16 protein-coding genes are annotated in these 15977 nt (G+C 42.0%); 3 read left to right on the top strand and 13 right to left on the bottom strand.

All coding sequences use genetic code 11. The features are described from left to right. Positions 1–187: 187 nt before the first annotated feature. From CKV74_RS07405 to CKV74_RS07385, 5 genes are read right to left on the bottom strand one after another with little or no spacing between them, the layout of a single operon-like run. Complete coding sequence (locus tag CKV74_RS07405; protein WP_007241464.1) at positions 188–1306, bottom strand: lytic murein transglycosylase; 1119 nt, start codon at positions 1304–1306, stop codon at positions 188–190. Between the two features lie 8 nt (positions 1307–1314). Then, positions 1315–2118 carry a glycosyltransferase family 2 protein gene (locus tag CKV74_RS07400; RefSeq protein WP_007241431.1) on the bottom strand — a complete coding sequence of 268 codons (804 nt, stop codon included), beginning with the start codon at positions 2116–2118 and terminating at the stop codon, positions 1315–1317. After that, complete coding sequence (locus CKV74_RS07395; RefSeq protein ID WP_095177147.1) at positions 2118–3002, bottom strand: glycosyltransferase family 2 protein; 885 nt, start codon at positions 3000–3002, stop codon at positions 2118–2120. The genes CKV74_RS07400 and CKV74_RS07395 overlap by 1 nt, the downstream gene beginning before the upstream one ends. Before the next feature lie 5 nt (positions 3003–3007). Beyond that, entirely contained in the window at positions 3008–4192 is a 1185-nt protein-coding gene (locus tag CKV74_RS07390) for a hypothetical protein (RefSeq protein ID WP_007241416.1), read from the bottom strand. A gap of 6 nt (positions 4193–4198) precedes the next feature. Continuing rightward, positions 4199–4966: a glycosyltransferase family 25 protein gene (locus CKV74_RS07385; protein WP_095176955.1), complete on the bottom strand. Its 768-nt coding sequence runs from the start codon at positions 4964–4966 to the stop codon at positions 4199–4201. A 191-nt stretch (positions 4967–5157) separates the two neighbouring features. Between CKV74_RS07385 and CKV74_RS07380 the strand changes: the two genes are divergently transcribed. Further along, positions 5158–6330, top strand: coding sequence for a sugar efflux transporter (locus CKV74_RS07380; protein WP_007241423.1), 1173 nt, complete (start codon positions 5158–5160; stop codon positions 6328–6330). A gap of 93 nt (positions 6331–6423) precedes the next feature. Here the strand turns inward: CKV74_RS07380 and CKV74_RS07375 are convergent, their stop codons facing one another. The 3 genes from CKV74_RS07375 to guaB form a co-directional block, all read right to left on the bottom strand. Then, positions 6424–7353: an AEC family transporter gene (locus CKV74_RS07375; protein ID WP_007241480.1), complete on the bottom strand. Its 930-nt coding sequence runs from the start codon at positions 7351–7353 to the stop codon at positions 6424–6426. A gap of 86 nt (positions 7354–7439) precedes the next feature. Beyond that, positions 7440–8999 carry a glutamine-hydrolyzing GMP synthase gene (gene guaA / locus CKV74_RS07370; RefSeq protein WP_007241490.1) on the bottom strand — a complete coding sequence of 520 codons (1560 nt, stop codon included), beginning with the start codon at positions 8997–8999 and terminating at the stop codon, positions 7440–7442. A gap of 109 nt (positions 9000–9108) precedes the next feature. After that, a complete protein-coding gene (guaB, locus tag CKV74_RS07365; RefSeq protein WP_095176954.1) occupies positions 9109–10572 on the bottom strand; it encodes an IMP dehydrogenase in 1464 nt (487 codons plus the stop codon). A gap of 129 nt (positions 10573–10701) precedes the next feature. Here guaB and birA point away from each other — a divergent pair, with 129 nt between their 5' ends. Next, positions 10702–11631, top strand: a complete 930-nt coding sequence (birA, locus tag CKV74_RS07360; protein WP_007241441.1) for a bifunctional biotin--[acetyl-CoA-carboxylase] ligase/biotin operon repressor BirA — start codon at positions 10702–10704, stop codon at positions 11629–11631. Positions 11632–11753: 122 nt separating this feature from the next. On the opposite strand, the gene CKV74_RS07355 is transcribed toward birA, so the two are convergent. The 5 genes from CKV74_RS07355 to rplM all read right to left on the bottom strand — a co-directional run bounded on the left by CKV74_RS07355 (position 11754) and on the right by rplM (position 14720). Then, positions 11754–12083 carry a branched-chain amino acid transport AzlD family protein gene (locus CKV74_RS07355; RefSeq protein WP_007241444.1) on the bottom strand — a complete coding sequence of 110 codons (330 nt, stop codon included), beginning with the start codon at positions 12081–12083 and terminating at the stop codon, positions 11754–11756. After that, on the bottom strand, positions 12080–12802 hold the full coding sequence (locus tag CKV74_RS07350) for an AzlC family ABC transporter permease (RefSeq protein WP_007241453.1): 723 nt from the start codon (positions 12800–12802) through the stop codon (positions 12080–12082). The genes CKV74_RS07355 and CKV74_RS07350 overlap by 4 nt, the downstream gene beginning before the upstream one ends. Then, positions 12802–13731: a LysR family transcriptional regulator gene (locus CKV74_RS07345; RefSeq protein ID WP_007241493.1), complete on the bottom strand. Its 930-nt coding sequence runs from the start codon at positions 13729–13731 to the stop codon at positions 12802–12804. Before CKV74_RS07345 ends, CKV74_RS07350 begins: the two co-directional genes overlap by 1 nt. Before the next feature lie 151 nt (positions 13732–13882). Then, positions 13883–14275, bottom strand: a complete 393-nt coding sequence (rpsI, locus tag CKV74_RS07340) for a 30S ribosomal protein S9 (RefSeq protein WP_007241417.1) — start codon at positions 14273–14275, stop codon at positions 13883–13885. A gap of 16 nt (positions 14276–14291) precedes the next feature. Continuing rightward, positions 14292–14720, bottom strand: a complete 429-nt coding sequence (gene rplM, locus CKV74_RS07335; RefSeq protein WP_005628896.1) for a 50S ribosomal protein L13 — start codon at positions 14718–14720, stop codon at positions 14292–14294. 324 nt (positions 14721–15044) lie between these two features. Here rplM and metF point away from each other — a divergent pair, with 324 nt between their 5' ends. Continuing rightward, positions 15045–15932 carry a methylenetetrahydrofolate reductase gene (metF, locus tag CKV74_RS07330; protein ID WP_095176953.1) on the top strand — a complete coding sequence of 296 codons (888 nt, stop codon included), beginning with the start codon at positions 15045–15047 and terminating at the stop codon, positions 15930–15932. The last annotated feature ends 45 nt before the right edge of the window (positions 15933–15977 follow it).

The following is a 15977-nucleotide window of genomic DNA, read 5'->3' as shown; positions in this document are numbered from 1 at the left end:
ATTCATTATTATTTGGTTTATTATCTATAGATGGATAAAAATCGCAATAGCAAATTTTTATTTTTTTGATAAGCATCAAAGATTATTAAAAATCATAAAAACTCATATAATATATCTCATTCATTATTAAATAAAAAATAAAAAAAGAGCCTTACAATATAAGGCTCTTTTATCTATGTATTGGTTACTACAACCCGGTTTCCTCTTTAATACGATCAGCAAACATTCCAATACTAATCGCAAAGTAATTAGATTTATTCCAATCTAAAATAGTACGGAAATTATTTGAAACTAAGAATATCCGTCCTGCTTCTCTATCCGGCATTACCAGCCATAACTCGGCATTAGCTAAAGCGATTAATTTCTCCTGATTTTCCGCCGTAAAACTTTTCAGTCCAACCCCCATTGATTGCCATTGGGAAAGCGAACGACTTTTAGCCTTTTCAATGCCACTTAATGAATAAGAAATCGGCTCAGCTAGTGTCACTTCAACGCCCCAAGGTAATTTGTCATCCCATCCTACGGTATGCAAATAATTGGCAATGGATGCAAACACATCAAACTGGTTGCTCCAAATATCCTTCAGCCCATCGCCATTACCATCGGCGGCATAAGACAGAAAAGAACTTGGCATAAATTGGGTTTGTCCCATCGCCCCCGCCCAAGAGCCTAACATCTTATGACGTTGAATGTGGTCCTGCTGCAACATTTTCATCGCATTGATAAATTCTCGGGCAAATAAATCCTCCCGTCGTCCATCAAAAGCTAAGGTTGCTAATGCCGATAAAACATCATAGGAACCTTGATAATAGCCAAAACTGCTTTCCATTCCCCATAATGCCAACAAATACTCCTGCTGTACGCCATATTTACGCGAAGCTTGTTGTAAAGGTACGCGTACCTCATCATATCGTTCAACTGCAGTATCAACCTTGGCACTTGTTAGCACTTTATTTAAATAATTAGTAGTGGCATTCGGATTAATAATCGGTGGCTGGCTAGGATCTCGCTTAGAACGTCCGGCCTGAGCCTGATCTAAAGCAACAGCCTTTGGCATATATTGGATATTATTTTGTGCTGCAAGTACTGATTTAGAAACACCCTCAGCTAATGCTTTATCCTTTAAAAACAGCACATAATCGTTAAAGTTGCTCATTACCCGTGGTTTATTGTATGGCGTACTAAAAGCAAGCGGCTGCAAATTTTGTGAAGTAGTATTGTTATTGCTTGATGTCGATCCTGAACATCCCGCTAACACCAATAACGCCGATAATAGCGAGAGACTTAATTTCTTGTTAAATTTCATTTACTGCCCTATTTACGCAAAAAGCGTTGATAAATTGCTTTTAATAACCCTGTCGGTAATAAGCGAGCGCCTGAACGCATAGCAAAGGTCATTAAACCGGATAACAATCCTTGAATACCCAAACGGTATTTTAATTTAAATAGCCGCCATTCTGCTTTAGCCTGATTTACTCCGCGACGGCGACCAACCATTCCATTCCCTACCCGGGCATAAACCAAAATATCCGGTAAATTCGCGACCTTTTGACCAAGTGCAACCAATTTGATCCAAAGATAGTAATCTTCCTGCAAGTCCTCATAACCACCACAACCTAATACCGCTTCTTTTTGGTAAGCGACCGTCATATGGTTAAACGGGCAACGCTTTTGAGTAAATTGCACAATATCTTGAGTACTGGTCGGGACGTTACGATAGGCCACGATATCCTGAACATTTTCCCCAAATTCGGCAATCTGACCGCCAAACACAACAGTATCTGGGTGTTTTTCGATGAATTCTATTTGCTTGGCAAAACGCTCCGGCACACAAATATCATCGGTATCCATGCGCATAACCCAATCGAAACTACAATGTTGTAGCCCTTCATTTAATGCTTTTCCCAACCCTCTATTCTGCGCTAAAGGCACGATTTTTAAGGGTAACTGAGATAAATATTCATCAACTACCGCTTGTAATTCAGCAGTAATTGCACCGTCTAAAACCAATACAATTTCATCGGCCGGATGGGTTTGCGCTTTTAAACTAGCAAAACATTCCCGCAAATATTGCGGGTTTTCTTTGATGTACAAAGACATTAATACGGAAAACTTCATTAAATATATCTCTTTAAATTAATCGCCAATTGTGGAGAAATTAAAATAACCAAACAGATTACTAATGCTTTTAGATTTTTTGAGGCTCTAAAAATCCGCCAATAATGCGGAGCAGCGGAGCGAGATAAATTCATTACCTTTGGATAGGCCAACATATACTCGCTATTGAGTGTAAAATTACTCGCCTGCTCATCGGTTTTGACATAGTGCTGACGAATATAAGCAATGGCTTTTTGCGTATTAGTGCTATCCGTTGAAACGCTATCCCGGCGCGTATGAAATGCACATAAGGTCAATGGTTCATTAATAAATAACGGTTTGAATTCCGATTGTTGTAAGAGTTTCAACAAGAAATCGTAATCTTCCAAGGAACGTAGCTCTCCTGATAATCCGCCAACCTTTTCAAATAACGCTTTAGTCACGGCAATCATTGGCATTCCACCGATTTTATTGGCTCGTAAAATATTCTCTACAGTCAAGTCCTGTGGGTTTTGATAAGGCTTAGTCACATAACTAAAGCCTTCATTCACCATGCTGCACTTAGCCGGATGGTATAAAAAATTAACAGTCGGATTCTGCTCAATACAGTCTTCCAATACAGCACATTTATCATCGCTAAAACGATCATCATCATCCAAAAACAATAGCCAGTCACCTTGCGCAGCCGCTGCACCAATATTACGACTTTGTGCAGCACCTTGATTTTGCTGATTACGGATCACACGCACTGGAAACGGATACTCTCCAATGACTTCCACCGCTTCACGGGAACAGTCATCGACAATCACAACTTCAAAATTAAAACGGGTTTGCCGTGCCAATGCACTTAATAACGCCGGAATTTCTGCTTTTCGATTGTAAGAAGGCACAATAATACTAAAAATCATGCTTAAGACTCCCGAGAAAATAATGTACGCGAACGCCCCGACGTACCAAACTGTGATAAAAACATCAACATCACAAACATAATACCGGGGAAGGCAAAGGTATCTGCTTTAATGTTACAAAAGGCTAAAACCACCAACAATGAAAGGGTAAATTTCCAACTTCCCTGGAACCAATTCAAGGCCACTTTACGTACAAAGAAATAGGTGACCAAGAAACAAACTAGGGCATAGGAAAAACCACCATAGAGAATTTGGCGTAAAAATCCAGAATCGGTGTGCCCGTAATAACGGCCAACATCAACGGCGCCCGTCATATACATGCCATCACCGGTTAAGAATTGAGGCAAGGTTGGCATAAACAAATGATTTTTCATCAGTGTATCAGTAGATGAACTCAAATGATCCGCGCCATTTAACAAATTAATCACGGGTTCTAAGGCATGCTCAACATAGGGATTTTGTGGCATAAAATAGGCCAACGCCAATACCAACGCCGCAAAGGCAATAAACCAAGGCAAATAGCGCCATTTGAAATATAAAAGCAAGCTCAACAGCGATAGTGTTAGGAATGTTCGCCCTGAAATCAGTCCAATGCACAGCACAGCGAAGATCCACCAAGAGGATTTAATGCGATGTTTTTCATCGTAGGCTAATAAAAAATGTAATAGCACCAAATAAAATAGGCTTAGTTGGAAAAACGCAGCCGAGGTCAAGTTATACAATCGGTATTCCTGTTCCGATCCATAAAAACGTGGCAAATAGGCATGGGCATTTAGCGCAAAATCAATAGCTGCGTTGATCCCCAATAATCCCAACAACCCCAGCACAAATTGTACAAAAACACCGATACGCAAATCCGTCACTAACTTTTCCCGGCCCTGTGGTATTTGATAAAAGGCGTTATAAGCAGCAACGCCAAACAAGAATAATAACAATCCTTTGACATACATGATAACCACGGAAAAATCCCTTGTACCATTAATCAATAACGGCAGCAGGCTAAAGACAATCAAACCAATTAACACAAGCAGGCTATCCAGTGGAATCACTAGGGATTTTTGATAATTACTTTTCCAAAATTGATATAACAGCCATGCACAAGCAGCCACGCCGGCCACCAATGACATACGCAGAAAATGGAAAAACCAGGGATCATAAAGATAAAAGAGATTAAAAATAGCGCTCATGATGAATTACTTACCCCAATTACGCTGTATCGCCAAACATTTCTTCGCCGGATATTTAAGGCATTTTTTCAGCCAATTATTCGCAATAGAACCTCGTGCACTCTGCAAATTACTGGCAAGTTTCGGATTTTCGATCACCAACAAAGGACGCACCACATTGTTATAAATGCCAAAGGTTTCAAATAACGGAAAATCATCGGCTAACCAAAACGGTTTCCCTTGAGATAGCGGCGCCAATAATTTGCGAGCTGCCGATTTTTTAATTAAATAGCCTACCGTACCGGCAAAATAGCTTTTATAAGGATACCCGTAAGTGATGGAACCGGCATGCTGACATAAGGCGGAAAATGTTGTTGGATAATTGATTTCCAATTCGATATCCGCAAAATCGGCAATTTTTGACTGCCCTATCAACACAATATCCTCTTTGCATTGCTGAACAAGCAATGGCAACGCTTGCTGATAATATTCCGGATTGAATAACGCATCATCTTCACAAATCAGCGCATAATCCTCTTCGCCAATCGCTGCATCTTCTACAATTAAACGATACACACCTAAATGGCTTAAGGTACAACCGATCTCGCCTTTCGTGACATGACGGCTGTAATGTTGAGCAAATTTTGCAAAATCAAACAAAGCGAGCAACTCATCCTCAGCTTTTTGCATTGTATTAAATGCCGAAAAGGTGTGAAAATCCGCGGTTTCTGCCTGAGCAAAAAAAAGCTCTCGGCGTTCAACATCTTTATCTAAGGAAATCAAATATTTATTCATTATCTTTTGGATATTAAGGCAATAAAGCCCATTGGATTAAAGAAAGGAGAAATAGTTCAACCCAATGGTTGGTTATTTCATTCAGGCGGCAAATTATACTAAAAAATAGACGTCACGTATAACGGCATCTTTATTGACGAAAGCACTTATCCTTTTATAATCGCATCCCTGTTAGTTTTATTGTAGTCATTATGTTTCGTCCCAATCCCGCGCCCTCCGCGGCCAACCTAATCGCATTCAACTTTTTATTAATCGCGTTTTTAACCGGTATTGCATCAGCTTTTCAAACGCCAACCTTAAGTCTTTTCTTATCACAGGAATTGCAGGTTTCCCCATTTCTTGTGGGATTATTTTATGCGGTCAATGCCTTGATCGGTATTGTTTTAAGCCAAATCCTAGCCCGCTATTCGGATCGCTTGCCTGATCGTCGGCAGGTAATGATCTTTTGCTGTTTAATTGCGGTATTAGGTTGCCTGCTATTTGCCTTTAATCGCAATTATTACATCTTGATTCTCGTTGCAACCACCTTACTGGGTTTAGGTTCTGCGGCCAATCCGCAATCCTTTGCATTGGCTCGGGAATATGCGGAAAGCAGCGGACGTGAAACTGTAATGTTCACCACTATCATGCGTACTCAAATCTCCTTAGCTTGGATCGTCGGCCCTCCGCTCTCCTTCTTCATTGCCCTCAACTGGGGATTTGATTATCTTTATTTAGTGAGTGCCGGCGCATTTTTGCTATGTGCCCTAGTCAGCCGCCTGCTACCACAAGTGCCACGACGCCAGACAGGCACTCAAGTTTCCAACGAGCCACAGAAATCGCCACGCAAAAGTGTCACCTATTTATTTATCGCTAATTTATTGTTATGGACCTGTAACAGTATGTATTTGATTAATATGCCGTTATTTGTGATTCACGAATTGCATTTGGATAAGGAATTAGCCGGTACATTAATGGGCACGGCTGCAGGATTAGAAATTCCAATTATGTTATTCGCCGGCTGGTTGTCCCGCTATTGGGCAAAGAAAAATTTAATGCTGGCGGCATTAATTGCAGGCTTACTGTTTTATTGTGGTATGAGCCTAGCTGAGCAGACTTGGCAGTTGGTTGCCTTACAATTACTGAATGCGATCTTTATTGGCATCACCGCGACCATCGGGATGGTGTATTTTCAGGATTTAATGCCGGAACAAATGGGCAGTGCCACTACTCTATTTAGCAATGCAGCAAAAAGCAGTTGGGTTTTGGGTGGACCTATTGCCGGCCTGATTGCTGAATATTGGAGCTACCAGGCCGTACTTTATATCGCATTGGGATTAATCGCCATTTCATTGCTGTGTATGAGCAAGGTAAAGTCGGTTTAATCCTAGCAAAATGCATTTTTAAACCAATCATAATAAAATCAATGACTTACATATCTTTTTGGGAAAAACTTTTATTTTTGTGGGGGCGTTTCTCTACCACAGTTGATACAGTGCAATCACCAGTGGCATAGTAAACACACAAAGCATGGTGCTGACACCATAAATTGCGCTGGCTTTTTGCGCATTATTACCAAAGATCAGCGCCATTTGAGTCACCGTTGCTGCCGCCGGACTGGTGGTAGCCAAGAAACTTATCATGGCAATGGTTGCGCCATTTTCAGTCCATCCCGCAAAACCACACAATTTCACTATCACCAGCAAAAACAGCGGAATCACCAACAAACGTAAAGCCGTCACCAAATAAATGCGTTTTGAAGAAATGATGCTACGTAACGGAATCGAGGCTATTAACATACCGGCAATCAACATTGCATTCGGGCCAATAAAACTCCCCACCATAGAAAGCGTGCCGTTAATAAAGGCCGGTAATTTAATTTGCAAAGCAAATAAACAAACTCCAATAAAAATCGACCATAAATTGATATTGGTCAGCACCGATTTCAACGATAACAGCCCTTTGCCAACAATAATTAAGCGACAATGAGTCCAAAATAAAAAGGTTTGTACCACGATAAAACAACTGGCGTAAATCACCCATTCTTTACCGAATAAGGACATCACTAGCGGAATAATCAGATTGCCGGAATTGGAATAAATGGAAGCTGCATGTTCGATAGGATCGAGATTAAATACTTGCTTCAGCACCCGCCCGATAAGGATCAATAACAGTTGTAAAAATACCGCCATTGCCAAAGACAATAACAAACCACGTAAAATTTCAGGGGTGTAATCAATTTGGAAGGCTTCAATCATCACCGACGGACTGATGATATACAGGCCGATAATCGATAGCGGACGACTGTCCTCAGATTTGAGCAACTTGGCTTTTACCAAGGCATAGCCCATTAAAACGATCAAAGTCAGCTCAATAATTTTTGAGCCTAAAAGTAATGCAATATCCATAATGTGACAGCAGAAAAATTTGCCGTTATTAAACAATAGAAAAAATCAAAGGGCAAAATAATTTGCCCTTTGTTGGAGTGTTTAGCTTATTCCCACTCGATAGTTGCTGGTGGTTTTCCGCTAATGTCATACACGACACGGGAAATACCGTTCACTTCGTTAATAATACGATTAGACACTTTGCCTAATAGATCATAAGGCAAGTGTGCCCAATGAGCGGTCATAAAGTCGATGGTTTCTACCGCACGTAGCGAGATAACCCAATCGTATTTGCGGCCATCGCCCATCACACCTACGGATTTCACTGGTAAGAATACGCTGAAAGCTTGACTGGTTTTTTCATACCAACCGCTATTGCGTAATTCTTCGATAAAGATCGCATCGGCACGGCGTAATAAATCGCAGTATTCTTTTTTCACTTCGCCTAGTACACGTACGCCTAAACCCGGACCTGGGAATGGGTGGCGGTTGATCATTTCAGCCGGTAAGCCTAATGCCAAACCGATTTTACGCACTTCATCTTTAAATAATTCACGTAACGGTTCAACTAAGCCTAATTTCATATAATCCGGCAAACCACCTACGTTGTGGTGAGATTTAATCACATGTGCTTTACCGGTTTTGCTGGCTGCTGATTCGATTACGTCAGGATAAATCGTACCTTGCGCCAACCATTTCACATTAGTCAGTTTTTTCGATTCATCATCGAACACATCCACGAATACTTTACCGATAATTTTACGTTTCGCTTCAGGATCAGATACACCTGCAAGTTCACCTAAGAAACGACTTTCTGCATCAACACGGGTAATGTTTAAGCCGAATTTATCGCCAAACATTTCCATGACTTGATCGCCTTCGTGTAAGCGGAGCAAGCCGTTATCCACGAATACGCAGTGTAAGTTTTTGCCGATAGCGCGATGTAAAAGTAGTGCAACCACAGAAGAGTCTACACCACCGGATAAACCTAAAATCACTTCATCATCACCGACTTGTTCTTTAATGCAGGCAACGGCATCTTCAATGATGTTTTCGGCCGTCCATTTAGTTTCGCATTTACAAATATTCACGACAAAGTTAGTCAATAATTCCAAACCTTTTTTGGTATGGGTTACTTCTGGATGGAATTGCACGCCATAGAAATGACGGCTTTCATCAGACATCGCAGCAATCGGACAAGTTGGTGTCGTACCTGTTACTTGGAAGTTTTCCGGCAAACGGGTCACTTTATCACCGTGGCTCATCCATACATCCAATTTGTTATCACCGTCATTTAAATTTGCAAAAAGTGCGGTTGGATTTTCCATTAAAACAGAGGCATAACCGAATTCGCGATGATCAGAGGTTTCTGTTAAACCACCAAGCTGCATCGCCATAGTTTGCATACCGTAGCAAACGCCCAACACAGGCACACCGGCATTAAACACATATTCCGGCGCACGTGGGCTATTTTCTTCGGTGGTACTTTCCGGACCACCGGAAAGAATAATACCGTCCGGATTAAAATCACGGATTTGTTGTTCGGTAACATCCCACGCCCAAAGTTCGCAGTACACGCCAATCTCACGCACACGACGTGCAATCAGTTGAGTATATTGTGAACCAAAGTCGAGGATTAGGATTTTATAATTGTGGATGTTTGTCATTTATAATGCTCTTATTATTGATAGTGTAGGCAGTCAATTTTTCCCAAAACTTTGCAAAAATCAACCGCACTTTAAAATAACAAAAGGTGGGCTAAAGCCCACCCTACGGTTAGCCCATACGATAGTTTGGCGCTTCTTTAGTGATAGTTACATCGTGAACATGGCTTTCTTTAATACCGGCACCACTGATGCGAACGAATTCTGCTTTTGTGCGTAATTCTTCGATGGTTGCGCAGCCAGTTAAGCCCATGCAAGAACGTAAGCCACCCATTTGTTGGTGGATGATTTCTTTTAAGTAACCTTTGTATGGAATACGGCCTTCGATACCTTCTGGTACGAGTTTGTCTGCAGCGTTATCCGATTGGAAGTAACGATCTGATGAGCCTTTCGCCATCGCACCTAATGAGCCCATACCACGATAGGATTTAAATGCACGACCTTGGTAAAGTTCGATCTCACCCGGTGCTTCTTCAGTACCGGCAAACATAGAACCCACCATTACGCAGCTTGCGCCTGCAGCGATAGCTTTTGCGATATCACCAGAGAAACGGATACCACCGTCCGCGATAACTGGAATGCCACGATCTTTTAATGCCGCGGCTGCATCAGCAATAGCGGTGATTTGTGGAACACCTACACCGGTCACGATACGGGTAGTACAAATTGAACCTGGACCGATACCCACTTTCACTGCGCTAGCACCCGCATCCGCTAATGCAATTGCCCCTTCGGCGGTTGCCACATTACCGGCAACGATTGGTAAATTTGGATATTTTGCACGGGTTTCGCGCACACGTTGTAATACGCCTTCTGAATGGCCATGGGAAGAGTCAATTAGCAGTACATCCACACCGGCAGCCACTAAAGCATCAATACGCTCTTCATTGCCCGGACCTGCACCAACTGCAGCACCTACGCGTAAACGGCCGAATTCATCTTTACAAGCATTTGGTTTTTGTTCCGCTTTTTGGAAATCCTTAACGGTGATCATGCCTTTTAGTTTGAAATTATCGTCCACTACAAGCACTTTCTCTACGCGGTGTTTATGCATCAATTCCAAAATTGTTTCACGACTGGCGCCTTCTTTCACGGTCACCAAATTTTCTTTTTTCGTCATCAATTCTGAAACAGTTTTGTTTAAATCTTTTACAAAGCGAGTATCACGGCCGGTGATGATACCAATTAAGTTATTTTCACCATCAACTACCGGATAACCGGCAAAGCCGTTTTTCTTCACCATTTCAGCCAAGTCGGCAAGGGTTAAATTTGGAGAAACTGTGACCGGCTCGGTAACAATACCGCTTTCGAATTTTTTCACCTTACGCACACGATCCGCTTGGCGTTCAATTGTCATATTTTTGTGGATAAAGCCGATGCCGCCTTCTTGTGCTAAAGAGATTGCTAATTTAGTTTCGGTAACGGTATCCATCGCAGCGGAAAGCATTGGAATGTTCAGACGGATTTCTTTGGTGAGTTGGGTAGAAAGATTGGCTGTATTCGGAAGAACTGTGGAGTGCGCAGGGACGAGTAACACATCGTCAAAAGTCAGCGCTTCTTGTTTGATTCTAAGCATTGCAATATTCTCTCTATTGAGGTTTAACTGAAAAATATTGCGGCGGCATTCTATAGATATTGCCCTTTGTTGTAAATAAATTTTTTGCTTTTATGGTAGCATTAGCGAGTAATTTTTCTTGGAGAAAGCATGAATATCGAATTGTTGAATTTAATGGCCGATTGCCATCCAAAATCCTGCGCAGAAATTCAGCGTAAACTCAATTTATCCCGCTCTCAGCTGCTCGATGCATGCCATCGTCTAAAAACCTTAGGCGTCAATATCGAGCATCAGGCAGATAATCTTTGCCTTATCCCCACATTGCCTTTACTGGATGTTGAAGCACTGCGGCAAGCGCTGCCATCATTCCCTATATTTTATCAACCGATACTTTCTTCAACCAATGACTTTATCGAACAGCAACGGGCTACACTACAGAAAGGGGCGCTCTGTCTGGCTGAATTTCAAACCGCCGGTCGCGGTCGTCGCGGCAATCAATGGTTCTCCCCTTTCGGCGGCCAACTTATTTTTAGTTTTTACTGGACCTTAGAAGCCGATGAGCGCCTTGAAGGCTTAAGTTTGGCAATTGGTTTAGCCATTGCCGAAACCTTTGGCGCACAGGTGAAATGGCCAAATGATGTGCTATATCAAGATGCCAAAATGGCGGGCATTTCGTTAGATGTAATCAGCAATCGTAACGGTCGTCGGGAATTGGTGATTGGTGTCGGTATCAATGCCAAACTGCCCTCCGAACTCGCCCTTGAACGAGCTACCGCCTCACTTTACGACATCGATCCACAAACCGATCGCACTCAGGCACTTATTGCCGTCATTCCTGCGATTTATCGGGAAATCGAACGCTTTGCCCGCGCAGGGATTGATGGCGCATTTCAGCAGCGTTGGCAAGCGCGTAATGCTTATGCCGGGCAGACGGTCAATCTATTAAAAGCAGATACAATAGAAAGTGGCCAAGAATGTGGTATCGATTCCCAAGGACATTTATTGGTAACAATCGATGGACAGATTCAGCATTTCAGCGCCGGTGAAATCTCGCTACGCCAGGCAAAAATACATTTTTAGACCAACACTAATAAAATCAATGACTTAGCGCTCATTTTCAGAAAAACTTTTGATTTCGAAGGGGCGTTTTAGAAAACATAACGCGGGCAAATTGCCCGCGTTAATCATAGAAGCCAGGTGAGTTATACAAACACCTGTTGTACCAGAAACATATAAAACACTGTGCCGGCCGCAATCGACAAAAACATGTTTTTACGCCAGAAATGCAGCCCTAATACCAAGGCTCCGGCTAGGAAATCGGGCAAGCCGTGGTGAGGGCCGAAAATATCAATATTTTTATAGCAATACACCACCAACATTCCAAACATTGCGGCCGGTAACACTTTACCTAAATAGCGAATATATTCCGGCACCGGTCGATTGGCCGGGAAAATCCAAAAAGGTAACCAACGACTTAGCTGCACACAGGCGACACAAATAGCAACCGTGATGATTTGTTCATTTAATGTCATTGTAATGCCTCCAATTTAGAGGCCAATTTTGGCCGCCGCACGGTAAGCACAATCCAAATACCGAAAAGTGTTGGAATCAAAAAATGCTGCTGTCCAACAATCAGTAATGATAAAAAAGCAATTACCAGGCCGAGTAATGAGCTTTCATGGGATTTTTCCTTCAACCAGTTTTCCGAAAAAATCACCAAGAAAAGTGCTGTCATGGCAAATTCCACGCCTTTTAAATCCACCGGAATCAGCTTGCCAAACACATTACCTAGTGCGGCGCCCATAGCCCAATAGATATGCAGGTAAAAACTGACAAAAAACATATACCAACCTTTATCAATATGCTTTTCCGGTTGCGCCAAATAATTTAGGGAAAAGGATTCATCCACCAAGGAACTAATTAAGTACCAACGTTTTTTTCCCAGATAACGGCCGTATTTTTCCAGCATGGAAATGGCGTAAAAAATTTGCCGCCCACTCACCATTAAGGTAATCAATGCAACACTGAGTGGTGAAAAAGGCGCAACCAATGCACCTGCCGCAATAAACTCAACGGAACCGGCATAAATTAATAATGCCATCAATAACGGGAACCAGATACCGAATCCCAAGGCTTTCATATATATGCCGTAAGCAATCCCAATAAAAAGGAAACCGGTCACCATTGGCAAACTATAAGGAAACGCAGCCAAAGCAGCATTTTTAATACGTAAAAACCGTTCGGGCTGCATTAGGACTCCAATACCGATAAACCAGGCAAGGTGGAAAAACTTTGACTTTTCACGGTTTGATAGAAGTCCTCAATATAGGCTAAGGATTCATCCTCTTTACGAATAGCTGCATACAAGTTGCTGTATAAGCCATCCTCCGTAATTTTACGCGCCACCACATAACCTTTTTCTAAATAAGGTAATGCTGCCCAATAAGGCACTGTGGCAATACCGCGACGGCTGGCCACTAATTGAATCATAGCAATCGTCAATTCGGTAGTACGGCGGGGCGGATTAATACCTTGAGGTTTTAAAATCTGACGATATAAATCCAACATATCATCAGGGACCGGATAAGTAACCCAGGTTTCTTCAGCAAAATCACTCGCCTGCCAAATTTCTTTATTAGCCAACGGATGATCCTTCGCGCAAATGCCTACCATTTCATAGGAAAACAGCGGTTTAAAAATCACATCTTCATTTTGTTCCACTTCAGACACTATCGCCCAATCAGCCCGGTGGGATAAGAGCAAGCCAACGGGATCCGTATGAAAGCCGGAAACAATATCCAATTCCACCAGACTCCAATGGGCGCGAAATGCATCCATCGCCGGCATTAACCAATCAAAGCAGGTATGACATTCGACAGCGATGCGCAGCTGTCCGGCATCACCTTGTTTAACCCGCATTAAATCCCGCTCGGCATCCACAACTTTAGGAATAATATCATTCGCTAGGCGAATCAGACGATCGCCCGCAGCCGTAAAGCGTAATGGATTGCTCTTACGCTCGAATAACGCTAGGCCAAATTGTTCTTCAATTAATTTAATCTGGTGGGATAATGCCGATTGGGTGAGGTAAACCCGTTTGGCAGCTTGCGACACACTCCCGGTTTCTTTTAACGCAAGTAGGGTTTTCAGATGACGCAATTCAAGAAATGTTGGTTTCATTAAAATAATTCATGAAAAAAGAAAAAAGTGGGGTGTATATTACTACAAATGAATTTAACGAAAAAGCTTGAAGTCTAGAGATGAAATAAAAAAGCTAAGGAAAAAAGACAAGAAAAAAGCCGCGATAACCGCGGCTTTTGTAAACGTAAAATTAACGTTTGGAGTATTGTGGACGACGACGTGCTTTGTGTAAACCCACTTTTTTACGTTCAACGCGACGTGCGTCACGAGTAACGAAGCCGGCTGCACGAAGTGCAGGACGAAGGGTTTCATCGTATTCCATCAATGCACGGGTAATACCATGACGGATTGCACCCGCTTGACCAGAAATACCACCACCTTTAACAGTGATGTATAGGTCTAATTTATCAAGTAACTCAACTAACTCTAACGGTTGACGAACGATCATACGAGAAGTTTCGCGACCGAAATACACGTCTAATTCACGTTGGTTGATAGTGATTTTACCACTGCCCGGTTTGATAAATACACGAGCTGAAGAGCTTTTGCGGCGACCAGTGCCGTAGTTTTGATTCTCTGCCATATCCTAAACCTCGTGATTAAATATCTAAAACTTGTGGTTGTTGTGCTGCGTGTTGGTGTTCTGCACCCGCATACACTTTTAATTTACGGAACATTGCACGACCTAATGGGCCTTTTGGCAACATACCTTTAACCGCAATTTCAATCACCGCTTCAGGACGGCGAGCGATCATTTCTTTGAAAGTCGCTTGTTTGATACCACCTACATAGCCAGTGTGCCAGTAGTAAAGTTTATCTGTTTCTTTACGACCAGTTACTGCCACTTTGTCTGCGTTGATAACGATGATGTAATCACCAGTATCTACGTGTGGAGTGTACTCAGCCTTGTGTTTACCACGAAGACGGCGTGCTAATTCAGTAGCTAAACGACCTAAAGTTTTACCTGTCGCATCTACCACATACCAGTCACGTTTTACTGTTTCCGGTTTTGCTACAAAAGTTTTCATTAATTAATTACCAAAATATTAGTTTGATACCCAGTGTTTCAGATGAAACACAACCATTGATCTCAATCATCACCCCTTCGAGTGTGATCTCGATAAAATAATGCACGGTGGGAATCCGTGCATTTACAGGGTCGGCGCATTATACCGATTTTGAGCGGAAATGCTAACTTTTTGTGCAAATAAATCCATTTTCTTTTAAAATGCCTATCAATTGCAGTAAATATTAATTTTATTCATTACTTTTATGAAATGATTGAAATTGACGCATGCAAAAGCTTTATCTATGATGCTGTTACAAGCCAAACAATAATAAGAAGGTGCGCCATGAGTTATGCCAAAGAAATTGATACTCTCAATCAACATATTGCCGACATTAACAACAAAAAAATTAATGTTTCTTTTGAATTCTTCCCGCCGAAAAATGAAAAAATGGAAAACATGCTATGGGACTCCATTCATCGTTTAAAAACCCTTAAGCCAAAATTCGTTTCCGTCACCTATGGCGCAAATTCAGGCGAACGGGATAGAACTCACAGTATTGTTAAAGCCATAAAGTCAGAAACAGGACTTGAAGCAGCGCCCCATTTAACCGGTATTGATGCAACACCGGAAGAACTCAAACAAATCGCTAAAGATTATTGGGCTAGCGGTATCCGTCGTATTGTTGCACTACGTGGTGATATTCCGGCTGGTTATGATAAAAAACCATTTTACGCGGCAGATTTAGTTGAACTCCTCCGTTCCGTAGCGGATTTTGATATTTCTGTTGCAGCCTATCCGGAAGTGCATCCGGAGGCTAAATCAGCACAGGCAGATCTCATCAATTTAAAACGTAAAATTGATGCCGGTGCGAATCACGTTATTACACAATTTTTCTTTGATATTGAAAATTACCTACGTTTCCGTGATCGCTGTGCTTCCATCGGAATTGATACTGAAATCGTTCCGGGAATTTTACCGGTAACAAACTTCAAACAACTGCAAAAAATGGCATCATTCACAAATGTGAAAATTCCAACCTGGTTGGCAAAAGCCTACGAAGGATTGGATGACGATCAAACCACCCGTAATCTGGTTGCGGCTAGTGTTGCAATGGATATGGTAAAAGTGTTATCCCGCGAAGGTGTCCATGATTTCCACTTTTATACCTTAAACCGCAGCGAGTTAACCTACGCTATCTGTCACACACTTGGTGTTCGCCCAAATTTATAATTCATTACCAATAAAAAACGTCCTTTACCGGACGTTTTTTATTTT

The sequence above is a fragment of the Haemophilus pittmaniae genome (genome assembly GCF_900186995.1).
GTDB lineage: Bacteria > Pseudomonadota > Gammaproteobacteria > Enterobacterales > Pasteurellaceae > Haemophilus_D > Haemophilus_D pittmaniae.
Note: the sequence above shows the minus strand (reverse complement) of the source record. Positions and strands in the feature narration are given on the sequence as shown.